General features: G+C 66.6%; 12 protein-coding genes and 4 pseudogenes. 9 read left to right on the top strand and 7 right to left on the bottom strand.

The annotated features are described in order from the left end of the window. Nucleotides 1-18: 18 nt before the first annotated feature. A complete protein-coding gene (kdpA, locus tag VTU_RS0113890; protein ID WP_010105124.1) occupies nt 19-1,728 on the bottom strand; it encodes a potassium-transporting ATPase subunit KdpA in 1,710 nt (569 codons plus the stop codon). After that, a complete protein-coding gene (gene kdpF, locus VTU_RS0113895; RefSeq protein ID WP_236610736.1) occupies nt 1,725-1,823 on the bottom strand; it encodes a K(+)-transporting ATPase subunit F in 99 nt (32 codons plus the stop codon). Before kdpF ends, kdpA begins: the two co-directional genes overlap by 4 nt. Before the next feature lie 179 nt (nt 1,824-2,002). On the opposite strand from kdpF, the gene VTU_RS0113905 reads away from it, so the two are divergent. Beyond that, the gene (locus tag VTU_RS0113905) at nt 2,003-3,130 is read left to right on the top strand and encodes an AraC-like ligand-binding domain-containing protein (RefSeq protein WP_236610737.1); all 1,128 of its coding nucleotides are present in this window, start codon (nt 2,003-2,005) and stop codon (nt 3,128-3,130) included. Here the strand turns inward: VTU_RS0113905 and capA are convergent. Beyond that, a complete protein-coding gene (gene capA, locus VTU_RS0113910) occupies nt 3,042-5,192 on the bottom strand; it encodes a caprolactamase subunit alpha (RefSeq protein ID WP_010105131.1) in 2,151 nt (716 codons plus the stop codon). The genes VTU_RS0113905 and capA overlap by 89 nt on opposite strands. After that, a pseudogene (gene capB / locus VTU_RS27290) lies at nt 5,189-6,966 on the bottom strand (caprolactamase subunit beta). Before capB ends, capA begins: the two are co-directional and overlap by 4 nt. A 198-nt stretch (nt 6,967-7,164) precedes the next feature. Here capB and VTU_RS0113920 point away from each other — a divergent pair. Next, nucleotides 7,165-7,653 carry a Cd(II)/Pb(II)-responsive transcriptional regulator gene (locus tag VTU_RS0113920; RefSeq protein ID WP_040892842.1) on the top strand — a complete coding sequence of 163 codons (489 nt, stop codon included), beginning with the start codon at nt 7,165-7,167 and terminating at the stop codon, nt 7,651-7,653. A 174-nt stretch (nt 7,654-7,827) separates the two neighbouring features. After that, complete coding sequence (gene relB, locus VTU_RS31605) at nt 7,828-8,145, top strand: type II toxin-antitoxin system RelB family antitoxin (protein WP_010105135.1); 318 nt, start codon at nt 7,828-7,830, stop codon at nt 8,143-8,145. Between the two features lie 79 nt (nt 8,146-8,224). Here relB and VTU_RS0113925 read toward each other — a convergent pair whose 3' ends face one another. The 3 genes and pseudogenes from VTU_RS0113925 to ygfZ all read right to left on the bottom strand — a co-directional run bounded on the left by VTU_RS0113925 (nt 8,225) and on the right by ygfZ (nt 11,327). Then, the gene (locus VTU_RS0113925; protein ID WP_236610738.1) at nt 8,225-9,127 is read right to left on the bottom strand and encodes a hypothetical protein; all 903 of its coding nucleotides are present in this window, start codon (nt 9,125-9,127) and stop codon (nt 8,225-8,227) included. Nucleotides 9,128-9,356: 229 nt separating this feature from the next. Then, a complete protein-coding gene (locus tag VTU_RS32800) occupies nt 9,357-10,319 on the bottom strand; it encodes a hypothetical protein (protein ID WP_169315402.1) in 963 nt (320 codons plus the stop codon). Nucleotides 10,320-10,395: 76 nt separating this feature from the next. Then, a pseudogene (gene ygfZ, locus VTU_RS27295) lies at nt 10,396-11,327 on the bottom strand (CAF17-like 4Fe-4S cluster assembly/insertion protein YgfZ). A 207-nt stretch (nt 11,328-11,534) separates the two neighbouring features. Between ygfZ and mltG the strand changes: the two are divergent. The 6 genes and pseudogenes from mltG to VTU_RS27305 form a co-directional block, all read left to right on the top strand. After that, nucleotides 11,535-12,517 (top strand): annotated as a pseudogene (mltG, locus tag VTU_RS27300) (endolytic transglycosylase MltG). Nucleotides 12,518-12,546: 29 nt separating this feature from the next. Then, nucleotides 12,547-13,224 carry a dTMP kinase gene (gene tmk, locus VTU_RS0113945; protein ID WP_029554402.1) on the top strand — a complete coding sequence of 226 codons (678 nt, stop codon included), beginning with the start codon at nt 12,547-12,549 and terminating at the stop codon, nt 13,222-13,224. Then, nucleotides 13,221-14,258, top strand: coding sequence for a DNA polymerase III subunit delta' (locus VTU_RS0113950; RefSeq protein ID WP_010105139.1), 1,038 nt, complete (start codon nt 13,221-13,223; stop codon nt 14,256-14,258). Before tmk ends, VTU_RS0113950 begins: the two co-directional genes overlap by 4 nt. Next, on the top strand, nt 14,255-14,614 hold the full coding sequence (locus VTU_RS0113955; protein ID WP_010105140.1) for a PilZ domain-containing protein: 360 nt from the start codon (nt 14,255-14,257) through the stop codon (nt 14,612-14,614). The genes VTU_RS0113950 and VTU_RS0113955 overlap by 4 nt, the downstream gene beginning before the upstream one ends. Before the next feature lie 50 nt (nt 14,615-14,664). Further along, the gene (locus VTU_RS0113960) at nt 14,665-15,474 is read left to right on the top strand and encodes a TatD family hydrolase (protein ID WP_010105141.1); all 810 of its coding nucleotides are present in this window, start codon (nt 14,665-14,667) and stop codon (nt 15,472-15,474) included. Next, nucleotides 15,471-15,679: pseudogene (locus tag VTU_RS27305) on the top strand (ankyrin repeat domain-containing protein); the annotation flags it as partial. The gene VTU_RS0113960 and the pseudogene VTU_RS27305, both read left to right, overlap by 4 nt.

The following is a 15,679-nucleotide window of genomic DNA, read 5'->3' on the forward strand; positions in this document are numbered from 1 at the left end:
TCGTCGGGCTCGTCGGGCTTACCGGGGCCAGAGCAGCAAATGCTCGGCCACCGGGCCCAGCGCCAGTGCCGGCACATAGTTGAGCAGGCCCACCAGCAGCACCACGCCCGCGAGCAGCGCGACGAACAGCGGGCCGTGCGTGGGCAGGGTTCCCTCGGTGGCGGGGGCGCGCTTTTTGGCGGCCAGCGCGCCGGCGAGCGCGAGCACTGCAACGATCACGCCAAAGCGCCCGAACCACATGACCAGCGCGAGCAGCGTGTTGTAGAACGGGGTGTTCGCCGACAGGCCTGCAAAAGCGCTGCCGTTGTTGTTCGCGGCGGACGACAGCGCGTACAGCACCTGCGAGAAACCATGCGGCCCGGGGGCCTGAATGCCGGCGCGGCCGGCGTCGGTCATCACGGCCACGGCCGTTCCCAGCAGCGCCAGCAGCGGCGTCACGAGAATGGCGATGGACACGAGCTTCATCTCGTGCGCCTCGACCTTTTTGCCCAGGTATTCGGGCGTGCGCCCTATCATCAGTCCGGCGACGAACACCGCCAGGATGGCGAACAGCAGCATGCCGTACAGGCCCGATCCCACGCCGCCGAACACCACCTCGCCCAGCTGCATGAGCGCCATCGGCAGCATGCCGCCCAGCGGCGTGAAGCTGTCGTGCATGGCAATCACTGCGCCGCAGCTCGCGGCGGTGGTGATCACCGCGAACAGCGCCGAGGTGGCGATGCCGAAGCGTGCCTCCTTGCCCTCCATATTGCCGCCCGACTGCAACGCGCTGGCGGCCTGATCGACGCCCCAGCGCGTGAGCAGCGGATTGCCCTGCTGCTCGAGCGCCGTGGCCGCGACCACGCACAGCACGAACAGCAGGCTCATGGTCACCAGAATCGTCCAGCCCTGGCGCGCATCGCCGACCATGCGGCCAAACACCAGGCACAGCGCCGCGGGGATCAGCAGCACCGCGAGCATTTGCAGCCAGTTGCTCGCCAGCGTGGGGTTCTCGAACGGATGGGCCGAGTTGGCGTTGAAGAAACCGCCCCCATTCGTTCCCAGCACCTTGATCGCCAACTGCGAGGCCACCGGCCCCATGGCCAGGGTCTGCGGGGCCTCGGACTCCAGCGTTTGCAGCGTGGTCGCGGGCGCCAGCGTCTGCACCACCCCCTGGCCCGCAAACACCAGCGCGAGCACCAAGGACAGCGGCAGCAGCAGCCACAGCGTGGCGCGGGTCAGGTCCACCCAGACGTTGCCGATGCCCTGCGCCGAATGCCGCGCAAAGCCGCGCACCAGCGCCAGCGCCACCACGATTCCGGTCGCGGCCGAGAGAAAGTTCTGCACCGTGAGCGCGAGCATCTGCGTGAGATGGCTCATGCTGCTCTCCCCCGCGTAGCCCTGCCAGTTGGTATTCGTGACGAAGCTCACGGCGGTGTTGAACGCCGAATCGGGGGCAATCGCCGCCATGCGCTGCGGGTTCAGCGGTAGCGCGGCCTGCAGGCGCTGCAATGCATACACCGCCAGCAGCCCCAGGCCGTTGAACACCAGCAGCCCCTGCGCGTAGCGCAGCCAGCCGCTTTCCTCGTCCGGCCGCACCCCCGCCAGGCGCCACAGCGGCGCCTCCAGCCGCCGCCCGAGCGCGAAGCGGCCGGCCATTACCGCGTCCATCGCCCACGCCAGCGGACAGGCCAGCGCCAGCAGCAGCGCCATGAAGACCGCCAGTTGCAGCCATGCCGCGGTGCTCATGAGAAGTCCTCCGGGCGCAGCAGGGCGAGCACCAGATACACCAGCAGCGCCGCTGCGAGCACCGCGGCGAGCAGCATCCAGGCGCTGGCCATCATGACCGCTCCCTCTGGCGCGACAGCCGGGCGCAGCCCTGCGCCAGTGCCATGGTCGCGAGCCAAAACAACCCGCCCAGGCCGATGAAGATCCAGTCCATGCCATTCTCCCCAAGACATGGCGCCATGCTAGGAAGGGCGGCATCAAGATGCGTGCAAGAGTGCGCGGCGGGGCGTCAAGAATGCATCAAGAGGGCGGGGGGCTACCGGTGCCCTCGTGCCAGGCGACCCCGGGTTACTACTGCCCGGACAAGCCGGTCACGCACCGGGCCGTGACTGCACAATCCGCACACAAGTCCCTTGCCACGGCCATGATGCACAAGCGTTTCTCGACCCGCGACGTCCCGCACCAGCATGGGTTTGACCATGGGCTTGGTCATGGACTTGGCTATTGGCGCGAAGTCGTCGCCGAAACCTATTTCAAGCTCCAGCTGCGCTGCGGCGAAGGGGACCGGTTGGACGGGCAACTGGACGTCTGGGACCTGAACGGCGTGCAACTGTCGCGCCTGCAATCGGGCGCGCTGGCCTATCGCCGCCTGCGCCAGCATTGCGGCGCGCAAGACCGCCAATTGCTCGTGACGCTGCCTTTGCACGGCGAGGTCGGGTTCTCGCAGCTCGGGCGCAGCACCCGCTGCGCGCCGGGCCAGTTCCTGCTCGAATCGAGCGAAGAGCCCTATGACTTCGGCTACCGCCAGCCCAACGCGATGTGGGTGCTCAAGCTGCCGGTCGCGGCGCTCAAGGCGCGCATCGGGGAGCCGGGCCGTTTCTGCGCGCGGCAGTACGACAACCGCCAGGGCATGGGCCGGCTGTTCCACGATTACCTGCAATGGGTCACGCGCCATTGCGACACGGACCACGGCAGCGCGGCGCGGGCGCTGATGGCGACGCAGCTCATCGACCTGTTGGCGCTCAGCCTGCGGCAGCACCCGGACGCGTTGCAGTCAGCGCACTCGGCGGTGCGCGACGCGCACCTGGCGCGCATCGAGGCGCACGTGCGCCAGCATCTGTCCGACCCGGCTTTGTCGCCCGAGCGCATTGCGCAGGCCAGCGGCATTTCGCTGCGCTATTTGCACCAGTTGTTCAAGGACACGGGCCAATCCGTCGCGCAATGGGTCCGCGAGCTGCGCCTGCAATCAGCCCACGAGGCGCTCAGCCGCGCGAATGGGCGGACCACGGTGGCGCAGATCGCCTACGGCGCGGGTTTTGGCGACCAGGCCCAGTTCAGCCATGCGTTCCGCAAGAAGTTCGGGCATGCGCCGAGCGAGATGCTGCGTCCGTTGCGTGCGCCTGTGCACCCCCCTGCGCGCTGATCACGTAGCAGCCGCTGGCGTCGAGCCGCGCCTGCCAGCCCGGTTGCAGCACGATGGTCGTGGTCGGCTCCTCGATCACGGCGGGGCCGGCCACGGAATCGCCGGCGCCAAGGCGCGCAGCGTCGTAGACCGGGGTCTCGATGGCGGCCGAATCGGCGCCGAAAATCATGCGCCGGCGCGTGCTGATCGCCCTGGACGCCTGGCCGCCACTTGGCGCTTGCTGCAACTGCGGCGGCTGCGCTGCGCTCTGGCCAAGAACCGTGGTCCCGATGTTCACGACCTCGATCAGGCTGTCGGGCTCGTCGTAGGTGAACAGCTGCTTGTGCAATGCATGGAAAGCGGTCTTGATGGTGCCGATGGTGGCCGGGCCGACGGCCAGCGTCCCAATGTCCACCGAGCATTCGTGGACCTGGCCGACGTAGCGCATATCGATGCTGCGCCGCAAGGCGATGCGCTCGGGCGGGATTCCCTCTTGCTGCAAAACGGCCACGCCCTGGCGCTCGAGTGCGGCAAAGCGCTGCTCCAATTGCGCGGTATCGGCGTGCGCGTCGAGCCGCATCGGCGCCGCGGCCATGTAGTCGTATTTCACGTCTGACAGGATCTGACCGAACGCGCACAGGCCCGAGGCCAGCTGGGGCACGAGCACCGTGCGGATGCCGATCTCGCGCGCCAGCGCGGTGATGTGCAGCGCGGTCGCGCCGCCGGCGCCGATCAGCGCGAAGTCGCGCGGGTCGTAGCCGCGCTCTACCGAAACGCGGCGCATGCCGTTGACCATGTTGTTGTTGACGATGCGGAAGATGCCGTAAGCGGCCTTCTCGACCGGGATGCCCAGCGGCCCGGCCAGATGCGTCGCGATCGCCTGGCGCGCTGCCGCCGCGTCGATGGCCAGGCGGCCACCGAGCAGCGACTCGGGGTTGAGGTAGCCGAGCACCACGTTCGCGTCGGTCACGGTGGGCAGCGTTCCGCCGCGCCCATAGCAGGCCGGCCCCGGGGTGGCGCCGGCCGATTGCGGGCCCACGTTGAGCAGGCCCATGCCGTCGATCCAGCCGATCGAGCCGCCGCCGGCGCCCAGCGACTCGACCTGGATCATCGGCGTGCCGATGCGGTAGCGCAGAAAGTCGTTGTCCTTGGTGACGGGGGTTCTGCCCTGGTGCGTCAGCGTGACGTCGAACGAGGTGCCGCCCATGTCAACGGTGATGAAATGCTCGATGCCCAGCGGCCGCGCGACGTGCCGCCCGGCCATCGGCGCCGAGGCCGGCCCGGAGTTGATCGCGTTCACGGCGCGCGCGACCATCACGGCGCGCGAGGCCATGCCGCCATTCGACTGGAAGTAGCGCACCGGCACGCGCAGGCCGCTGTCCTGGAAGAACTTGTCGATGCGCGCCACGTACGCGCCGAGCACCGGGCCCAGGTAGGCATTGAGCACCGCGGTCGAGGTGCGCGTGTACTCGCGCATCTGCGGAAACACCTCGGTGCCGACCGAGACGTAGACCGCGGGCAGCATCTCGCGCACGATCTCGGCCGCGCGCCGCTCATGCCGGTCGTTGGCCACGCTCCACAGCAGCGACACGGCCACCGCTTGCACGCCCTCGCGCCGGAAGCACGCGCAGGCCGCGCGAACGTCCTGCTCGTCGAGCGGCGTGTGCACCGTGCCGTTGGACAGCACGCGCTCGCGCACCGGCATGCGCAGGTGGCGTTCGACCAGGATCTGCGCCGGCGGGTAGGTGTCGTCGTAGCGGTAGCCCTCCTCCTTGTGGCCCAGGCGTATTTCCAGCGAGTCCTCGTGGCCTGCGGTGCAGATCAGGCCGGTCTTCACGCCCCGGTGCTGGAGCAGCGCGTTCAGCCCGACGGTGGTGCCGTTCACGCACAGCGTGGTCCGGCCCAGGATTTCGGCGACGCTCAGGCCCAACTTTTCGGAGATCTGCGCCAAGCCATCGGCCATCGCCCGGGTGCCGTCCTCGGGGGTCGAGGTGGCCTTGAACAGGTGGATGCGGCCCTGGTCGTCGGCGAGCACGAAATCGGTGAAGGTGCCGCCGGCATCCACGCCCAGTCGGTAGTTCATGGCTTGTCCTTGCGCAGTTCGGGGGTGCTTGCCTCCAGGCGCGCCGGGCCGGGGCGGCCGGTCCAACGGGCAACGTCGACGATCACGCCGTACTCCTGCCCGGCAGCGTCCGCCGAGACGTAGCCATTGCGCACGTCGTGCACGACTGCGTCGATCGCGCGCTCGAGCGCCGGCCCCCAGCCACCGCCGCCGGGGTTCACGGTGCAGACGCGCTCTCCGGGAGCGATCCTGAGAATGGCGTTCTTGCGCAGCACCTCGACCACCGCGTCGCCCTGCTTGCGCTCGACGCGGCCGAGCTTGAGGTCGGCGCGTGCACTGCCGGCCCCCTGCGCGCCCAAGGCCGGAAAGTGGCGGCCTTCGCCGAAGCTGATCACCGTCATCGCATGGTCCAGAGGCTCGACCTCCCAGGCCGTGGCGCAGCCGCCGCGGTGCTTGCCGGCGCCGCCGCTGTCGCGGACCAGGCCGTAGCGGTGGATCAGGATCGGGTACTGGTGCTCGAGGACCTCGACGTCGCCCGAGGTCAGCGCGCCAAAGCAGCACTGCGGGCCGACCGCGTTCCAGCCGTCCCGATGCGCGCTGGCCCCGGCGCCGCCAATCAGCGAGGCCAGGACCATGGTCACGTAGTCCTCGTGGTTGCGCGCATCGTGCCCGGCGATGTTGATGCCGCTGGAATGGCACCAGGAGCCCACGGCGCGCTCCGGCGCGGCTTGCTCCAGCGCCAGGCGCACCGCATCGGCCAGCGTTTCCATCGGCGTGGTCGTGCAGTTCACGTGCGGCGCCGGCTCGGCTGCGTTGCACAGCGTGCCCTTGGGGCCCAGGTCGAGCGTGATGCAGCGGTACAGCCCCTCGTTGTACGGCGGCGCGACCTTGGCAAACATCATCAACCCCAGGTACACGCCGGAATGCGAATTGCCTGCGTAGCTGTTGATGAAGTAGGGCACTTGCGGCGGCTGTCGATGCGGATGCTGCAGTGGTCGCCATGGATCTTCACGCGGGCATCGATGCGCAGATCGCCCAGCCCGTGGCCGGCGTCCTCGAGCACCGCGCTGGCCTGGTAGCTGCCGTCCGGCACCGAGGCGATCAGCGCGCGCATGGAGCGCTCGGCCATATTCAGCAACTCGTCCACGCAGGCCTGCACCTCGCGCACGCCGTACTTGTCGAGCAGCGCCACCAGATTGCGCTCGCCGATACCGACCGCGCCAAACTGCGCGCGCAGATCGCCCTCCCAGTCGCGGCGCGAGCGCACGTTGGACAGCAGGAAATTGATCACGTCGCCCCGCGGCCGCCCCCGCTCCCAGAGCTTGACCGGCGGTATGCGCAGGCCCTCGGCGTAGATTTCCCGGGCGTCGGGGTTGTAGCCTGCGGGCACCGGGCCACCAATGTCCGCCACGTGCCCCTTGCAAACGCTCCAGAAGACCAACTGGTCCTGGTAGAAGACGGGCTTGTACATGCAGCAGTCGAGGATATGGCTGCCCATGAGCACCGGGTCGTTGTGGTAGATCACGTCGCCCGCGTGGACGTCGTCGCCAAAGAACGCCGCCACGGCCTTCATCGCCGGCATCAGGCCGCCGAGGTGGATCGGAATATCCTGCCCCTGAAGAATCATCTCGGCGCGGTGGTTGAACAGCGCATTGCTGTAGTCATGCGCCACGTTGAAGACGCTCGAGCGCGCCGTCTTCTCCAGGGTCAGCGTCATCTCGCGCTGCGTGGTCTCCAGCGCGCCGCGCACCACGGCGAGGGTGATCGGATCGACTCTGGGGGGGCACCTGTTCATGGGGAAGCTCCTGGCCGGGGCAGCCGACGATGGCTGTCAGCAATCTAAGCCCCGGACCCCGCGAACGCTTGTCGCTGCGTGCACAAGCCTTTGTGCCCGGGTGCAGCCGGGTAACTCCTGCCGGATCGCCGCAACTACAGGCGCATGGGACAATGGCGCTGATTTTTCAGGCAGGAAGGAGCCCCCATGGAAACCACCATGCGCATCAGCGCGCTCGGGCAGGCAACCGGCGTGGATATCGAAACCATTCGCTACTACGAAAAGATCGGATTGCTGCCCGCCCCGGTCCGCAGCGACAACGGGTATCGTGCGTACGGCCACACGCATCTCGAACGCCTGGCGTTCATCCGCCATTGCCGGGCGCTGGATATTTCGCTGGCTGACGTGAAGCGATTGCTCGACTTCGTCGCACAGCCAGACGCCGACTGCGCAGACATCAATCGACTCATAGACGCCCAATGGGTCCGTGTCCGGGCGCGGCTCAGGAGCATGCGTGCGCTGGAGCGGCAACTTGCCGCGCTGCGTGCCCGGTGCAACTCCCGCCACCCCCCGGGCGAGTGCGGAATACTGCACGAACTGGTGGCCGCAGCCCACGGTGAGGGCTGCGCCTGCCATTCCGATACCAGCATGGCCCCCACGCTGAAATTCGTGACCAGCAACCGATTGGCGCGCAAGCGGGGCGAATGATAACTACTCAGCCCCCGGGCCCACGGCCCAGCCGATCAACCAAAGCGAGGTTGAACCGGAGCGCCCTGAAAGGCTGGGGTGAGCGCGTCAAACAGCTTGGCCCCTTGCTTGTGCAGCGTCGCCAAGGAAGAGTGGATGATGCAGTAATATCGTTTTCAGAATAGGAACCGAAACATGCTCGCCATCCGACTACCCGCCGAAGTGGAAACTCGCCTTGAAGCACTGGCGCAGGCTACCGGGCGCACCAAGACTTTCTATGCCCGCGAAGCCATCCTTGAGCACCTGGACGACATCGAAGATTGGTACCTTGCAGAGCGACGTCTGATCGACATTCGGGCAGAAAACCCAAACCGTGCCACTCGAAGAAGTGATGAAACGCCATGGTGTGGAATTCAACCAAATACACATTTGAGAGCGTGCTGCGGTCCGTATCAGGAGATTCGAAGTCTTCAACTAGGGGCTGGCGCCTTGGAATTCGCGGTTTACGCCTGAGCATCGGGATTTTCGGCGGTTTGAGCGTACCCCAGACGAAGCCGACCATGGGGCCGCCGACGGTGCCAGAGCCATGGATTCAGGATAACGTTAGAAAGCGTAGCAGCGTAATAGCTCCGAGCGCGCACACGACAACGTACTCCGAACGTGCAGCTCTCTCTCTTAGAAAGAGCGCGGAAAGCACCATCGAGATTATTCCGGTTGCGTTCAGTATGGGCCACGCGATTGCAGACGCGGGACTGCCAACGGCAAAAATAAAGGTGACCTGTGTCGTTACCGTGAGTAGCGCGCGAACAAAAAAGAGTGGATTGAGCAAGAACCTGACGGACGGAGCATCGCCGCTCGCCGGTCGAGTAACCAGAATGGGAACGAGAGACCAGAGGGCGCGCCACAGCATGACAGCTGTGGCAAAAACGAGCGTCGCGGAGGCAGATGAGGTGGAGGTAGCCCCGAACAGGGTAGGCGAGAGGCTCGCTTGCAGTGTCAGCGCCACCCAAATGACGCCACCGCTCGCCAGCAGCTTCCCACCTTTCCTATTCGGTCCGCTCAGCCAAAGCATTGGCAAACAGACAAGCGTCGTCGCGACCGCGAACGCGTAGGTTTCCCAACTCCAGTGGTTCGTTGACCAAAATATCCCAAGCGGAATAAATACGTCTGCGAACTTCCCGGCGACCGTCACCTGATTCACACTCAGGTTCCGGAAGGCATAGGAAAAGCTGTATGCCACCAACTGAGCCAGACCACTGAACGCCGCCGTTCGCCAATCGAACACCATGGGAATCAACTCCGATCCGGCATGGAAGAACAGCGCCATCGCGCAATACATTGCAACGGCCGGGACAACATTATTCCAAAGGTTCAAATTCAGTATCGAAAGTCGTCGCAGGCCAATCTGGTACCGATCGACAATATTGATGCCTGCTCTGCTAAGCGACGAGACAAACGCCAGCAGCATGGTTTCTTGCCCAGAGAGATCGCTCATCGCTGGAACACCCCTATCTCGCAAAAGCGCGAAGCCAAAGCTCGGAGATGAATCGCTTCGTGTCGTCAGTCAACTCCACGATTCTGTCCTTTCGCGCGTGCACAATCAAGTTACGGATTATGACCTACGGCGAGGGGCCTGAGTAGTTACTCAATGGCGTGTGTACGGAGTACTCTAAGCCGGAGCGGGGAGCCGATTCGGAGTAGTATTGCTGACGATGTTCATATCTTCATTCGCGCATCAACTTATCGTTTACGTTGTTGCAGTAACCGCATAGACCTTCAAGTATCTGATCGTCAAGCGATAACGACTCCGTGCACCTTGAACATTCCGTGTATTCGAGTTCCCACTCACATGCAACACAACAAGTTTCTTTGTGGACAAAGGTATTTTTTTCACATATTGGGCATGTTGCATAAGAAGGTGAGTCGATTCCGTCCTTGGGATGTCGATAAGTACCAACTGAAAACGATTCATAAACGCATTTCTCCACGACATCATTAAAAGCGAAGTCATGGTTGCAGGATTTGCAGCGCAGGTTGATGATCGGGTACTCATCCTTAGCGTAAGGCGCCTCAATCAGGGCAGAAGCGCATTCGGGGCACCGCATATGGCCAAGGGCAGTTTTGACAGTCGAGTATTTCCAATCAATCTTTTCCAACGATTCCTTGCATGACTTTTCTTCAGCCGAATATACCTCGTTGGTTTCCAAAAGCACCTGCCAGCAATCGTCGCCCAGCAACTCTTGAGGGTCTTTGCACAACTCATTTTTAACAAAGTCCCGAATCAGCAAGAAGGATTTGGCGACAACCTCCTGGACCGCTGCTGATGGTTCCTCGGTGTAGTAATGTTCAATTTCGTTGCGAAGATTGATTATTTGCCCAACGCGCTGCCAGTCCACTTTGATGTTCATACTTTCCAGTCGCTCCCGGATCTGATGGGCATCTACTGTTTTCTTTTCGTTGCCAACGAAATTCACATTTCCGTCAGGCCCAGGTACTGGACGCAAGTCTTTTTGGATTAACAGATTCTTGTTGTCTGCCGGCGAAAGCTCGCAGAGTTTGGCCTTAAATAATAGTAACAAACCGGCTGCAATGTTTCGTATTGCGGACACGCTACGGTCCGCATCAGGAGATTCGAAGTCTTCAACTCCGATTCGAATGGAGTTCACGGCATTGTTCAAGATCGACATTTTCTCACTTTCAATTTTCATACTAAAAAGATTTTTCGTTCATCGCCACTCGACACTGGCGAAGCGCGGTATTCTGTCAGATATCTTCCAGCAACGGATAGGGTAGCGGCTCGAGCGTGAGTGGCACGGCCGGTGCCGTGCCCACCTGCAGGGGCTGTTGCGCGGCCGAGGTTTGCAGCGACACGATCGCGTCCACGCCGCCGCCAGGCGCGCGGGCGGCCTGCACGACGGTGCCGCAGGGCTGCGTGGGGTCTGCGGCGGCAAACACTTCGGCGCCCGCGGCGATATCGACGTCGGTCGTGGCGTGCGCCACATAGGCGCGGCGCTTGAGCGTGCCGCGGAACTGGCTGCGCGCGACCACCTCTTGCCCGGGGTAGCAGCCTTTTTGGAAGTTCACGCCGCCCACGGACTCGTAGTTGAGCATCTGCGGCACGAAGGCCTGGGCCACGGGGGCGCTCAGCGTGGCCACGCCGCTGCGCACCTCGCTCCAGAGCCATAGCGCGGTGCTCAGCGCCGGGCCTGCCGGTGCGGGGTCGGTCGCCGGTGCGAGCCAGAGCGCGCGCGGCTGGCCTGCGGCGGGGTACAGGTGCACCAGGGTGGCGGCGCCGACGTCGGCCCGGGTCCACGCGGGCTGCGCGCCGTCGGCAGCGGCCGGGACCGCGTCGCCCGCGAGCCCGTAGAGGGCATGGTCTGCGCTGGCGTCGCTCAGCCGGGCCTTGGCGCGCAGCACGAACATGCTCAGGCGCGCGAGCGTGGGGCCAGCAGGTCGCGGCTACAGACCAGCAGCAGCTCGGTGGGGCTGCGCCGGAAACCGATGAAGCTCGCCTGCATGCGCCCCTTGGCCGAAAGGAACGCGGCCAGGCGCGCTTGCTGCATGCCGAGCAGGGCAAAGTCCTGCGTCAGCTGGCCATGCAGGAAGGCGGCCGCGTCCTCGCCCGCCACGCGGATCACGCCGAGATGGGGCAGGGGAGCAACACCGTTCAAAGGAGCGTTCACGGGTTCAGTCATCGCTCAATTATGATGCCCGCTTCGCTTTCCCATTCGGTTCTCCATGGCGCTGCGCGCGGCCCACGGCGCGTGCAACGGGCGCAATCCCCGAGATCGGGACAGCGCGGAACGGGCTCTGCCGGGCCGCCGGGCTCGCCCCCTCAAGGGGGGGTGGCGCCGCACGCGGCTCGCGGGTGTTTCATCTCCACATCAAACAGGCGGCAGGTCGTGCGACGTTTACTGGTTGGGTTCCTATTGGCCTTGCTCGCCGCGGGCGCTGCGCTCTGGTGGTGGCTGCACCAGCCCCTGTGGGCGGGCACCGAGGCGCTGGAACTGGCCATCGAGCCCGGCACCACGCCGCGCGGCGTGGCCCGCGGCGTGGTGGCGGCGGGCGCGTCGGCCGACGCGCGCCTGCTCTACGCCTGGTTCCGTTTCTCCGGCCAGGACCGGGCGATCAAGGCGGGCAACTATGAGATTCCCCGGGGACGACGCCCATCGGCCTGCTGCAGAAGCTGGTGCGCGGCGAGGAGGCGTTGCGCGCGCTGACGCTCGTCGAGGGCTGGAACTGGCGCCAGCTGCGCCAGGCGCTGGCCCGGGAGACGCTGCTTCGGCCCGACTCCGCCCATCTCGGCGACGCCGCGCTGATGGCGCAGCTGGGCCGCCCCGGCGTGGCGCCGGAGGGGCGTTTCTTTCCCGACACCTACACCTACGCCAAGGGCTCGAGCGACATCGCGCTGCTGCGCCGCGCGCTGCACGCCATGGACCGCCACCTGGAGTCCGCCTGGGCGCAGCGCGCCGCGGACACGCCGTTGCAGTCCGCGGACCAGGCGCTGATCCTGGCGAGCATCGTCGAAAAGGAAACCGGCCAGGCCGGCGACCGCCACCGGATTGCCGGCGTGTTTGCCAACCGCCTGCGGCAGGGCATGCTGCTGCAAACCGACCCCACGGTGATTTACGGCCTGGGCGAGAAGTTCGACGGCAACCTGCGCCGCAGTGATTTGCAGAGCAAAACGCCGTGGAACACCTACGTCCGTGCCGGCCTGCCGCCCACGCCGATCGCCATGCCCGGCAAGGCCGCGCTGCTGGCCGCCGTGCAACCCGCGCCGACGCAGGCGCTGTACTTCGTCGCCCGGGGCGACGGCAGCAGCCATTTCAGCGCCTCGCTGGAGGAGCACAACCGCGCCGTGAACCGCTATCAGCGGGGGCGGTAGTGCGCCGGCAGATTCAACCCAGGGCTCCCATGTCACGATCCGGTTTGTTCATTACGTTTGAAGGTATAGACGGCGCGGGCAAGTCCTCGCACGTCGAGGGCCTGGCCGCCGCCTTGCGCGCCCAGGGCCGCCAGGTCACCGTGAGCCGCGAGCCGGGCGGCACCCCGCTGGCGGAAAGGCTGCGCACGCTGCTGCTCGGCGAGACCATGGACGCGCTCACCGAATCCCTGCTGGTCTTTGCCGCCCGCCGCGATCACCTGCGCTGCGTCATCGAGCCCGCGCTGGCGCGCGGCGACGTGGTGCTCTGCGACCGCTTCACCGACTCGAGCTTTGCCTACCAGGGCGCGGGGCACGGGGTCGATTTCGGGGTGCTCGCAAAATTGGAGCGCATGGTGCAAACGGACCTGGTGCCCGGCGCCCGGGCCATGCGCGAGCCGGATCTGACGCTGTGGTTCGACATCGCCCCCGAGTTGGCCGCCGACCGACTGGCCGGCGCGAGCGTTCCCGACCGCTTCGAGGCCCAGCCCCTGGAGTTCTTTCGCCGCGTCGCGCAGGGCTACGCGCAGCGCGCCGCGGCTGCCCCGCAGCGCTTTGCGCGCCTGGACGCCGCGCAGGACCGCGACCGGGTGTGGCAGCAGCTCAGCAGCGTGCTGGCGCGCAGGGGCTGGCTGGCGAGCATGGCCGCTGCGCAAGAGGGGCTGGAATGAACGCCGCCAGCGCCCCGGCGCCCTGGATCGCTGCGCAGCGCAGCCGTTTGCTGGCGCAGCGCGGCCATGCCTGGCTGCTCCAGGGGCCCTCGGGTCTGGGGCAGTACGCGCTGGGAATGGAGCTGGTGCGCGCTTGGCTGTGCGATGCGCCGACTGCGGATGGCGCCTGCGGCGCCTGCGGCAGCTGCCATGCCATCGACGTGCGCACGCACGCCGACCTGTGCGTGCTGATGCCCGAGGTGCAGATGCTGGCGCTGGGCTGGCCGTTGTCGGAAAGGGACCAGGCCGAGATCGACGACAAGAAGCGCAAGCCCAGCCGGGAGATCCGCGTCGAGGCCCTGCGCGACGCCGTCGAGTTCGCCCAGCGCACCAACGCCCGCGGTCGCGGCAAGGCGGTGCTGGTGTACCCGGCCGAGCAGATGAACACCATCGCGGCGAACACGCTGCTCAAGACGCTGGAGGAGCCGCCCGGCGAGATGCGCTTCGTGCTCGCGAGCGAGGCCGCGCGGCAGCTGCTGCCCACCATCCGCAGCCGCTGCCTGGGCCACCGCATGCTCTGGCCCGCGGAGGCGGACATGCTCGACTGGTTGCAGGCGCAGGGCGTCGCGCGCGCGGCGGCCGTCGCCTTCCTGCGTGCTGCGGGCGGGCGGCCCGACGACGCATTGGCGTTGGCGCAATCGGGCCGCAGCCCGGATGCCTGGTCGGCGCTGCCGCAGGCCGTGGCGCGCGGGAGTGTGGCGGCGTTCGCAGACTGGGCGCCGGCGCAGGCGATCGACGCGCTGCAAAAGCTCTGCCACGACCTGCTCGCGGCCAGCGTGGGCGCCGCGCCACGCTACTTTGCGCCCGCGGACCTGCCCGCAGCGCCGCCGCTGGCCGCGCTGAGCCGCTGGTCGCGCGCGCTGGCGCAGGCGGCGCGCACGGCGCAGCACCCGTTCAATGCGGGCCTGATGCTGGAAGCGCTTGTCGCCCAGGCGCGAAACACCCTACACTCCAAGCACCCGACCGCCGCTGCGCCAGCTCCGCAATCCCCATGAACAGCCCCTCCACCGCGCCCCGGCCCAGCGTCATTCAGTTGGCCATCAAGGAAAAGGCCGCCCTGTACGCGGCCTACATCCCGTTTTTCACCGAAGGGGGCATCTTTGTTCCCACCCACCGGGAGTACAAGCTGGGCGACGACGTCTACGTGCTGCTGATGCTGCCCGATGACACGCAGCGCTACCCGGTGGCAGGCCGCGTGGCCTGGGTGACGCCGGCGCGGGCGGCGGGCAACCGCTCGCAAGGGGTGGGAATCCATTTCCCCAAGGACGAGAAGTCGCGCGCGCTGAAGATCAAGATCGAAGGCATGCTGGGCACGGCGCTGGGCACCGACCGCGCGACGCAGACCCTCTGATCCCGGTCGTTTCCGCCATTGGCGGATCGGCCTCCCTTGTCCCGAAGCGCATGTTCACCGATTCGCACTGCCATCTGAATTTTCCGGAGCTGTCCAGCCAACTGCCCGCGATCCGCGAGGCCATGGCGCAGGAGAAGGTCGATCGGGCGCTGTGCATTTGCACGCTCATGGAGGACTTCGAGGGCGTGCACGCGCTGGCCATGGCGCACGACAACTTCTGGTGCACGGTGGGGGTGCACCCCGACAACGAGGGGGTTGCCGAGCCCACGGTGCAGGACCTGCTGGCCTGCGCCGCGCGGCAGCGCGTGCTCGCCATCGGCGAGACGGGGCTCGACTACTACGGCCTGCAAGAGCGCAAGGGCGGCCGCGCAATCGCCGACCTGCAGTGGCAGCGCGATCGCTTTCGCACGCATATCCGCGCGGCGCGCGCCTGCGCCAAGCCGCTGGTCGTGCACACGCGCAGCGCGTCCGGGGACACGCTGGCGATCCTGCGCGAGGAGGGGGAGGACGGGGTCGGCAACCGGGCCGGCGGCGTGTTTCACTGCTTCACCGAATCGCTGCAGGTGGCCCGCGCGGCGCTCGATCTGGGCTACTACATCTCGTTCTCCGGAATCGTGACCTTCAAGAACGCGCAGGATCTGCGCACGGTGCTGGCCTTCGTTCCGCTGGAGCGCATGCTCATCGAGACCGACAGCCCCTACCTCGCGCCCGTGCCCTACCGGGGCAAGACGAACAACCCGTCGTACCTGCCGCACGTGGCCCGGCAGGTGGCGCAGACCCGGGGCCTGGCGCTGGAAGCGGTGGCCGAGGCCACGAGCCGCAACTTCGACCACCTGTTCCGGCCGGGGGCGCCGGCATGAGCCTGCGCCGGCGCCCGGTATGGCTGGCGCTGACGCTGGCGCTGCTTGCGGCGCGCACCCGCGCGGGCGCGCACGAGGACTTTTTCGTCGCCATCCTGCGCGATGACGGCGACACCATCACGGCGCTGCTGCGCCGCGGGTTCGACCCTGACACGCGCAACGCCCGGGGTCAGGTGGGGCTTACGTTGGCGCTGCGCGCGAACGC

This window comes from Verminephrobacter aporrectodeae subsp. tuberculatae At4 (assembly GCF_000193225.1).
Lineage (GTDB): Bacteria > Pseudomonadota > Gammaproteobacteria > Burkholderiales > Burkholderiaceae_C > Acidovorax > Acidovorax aporrectodeae.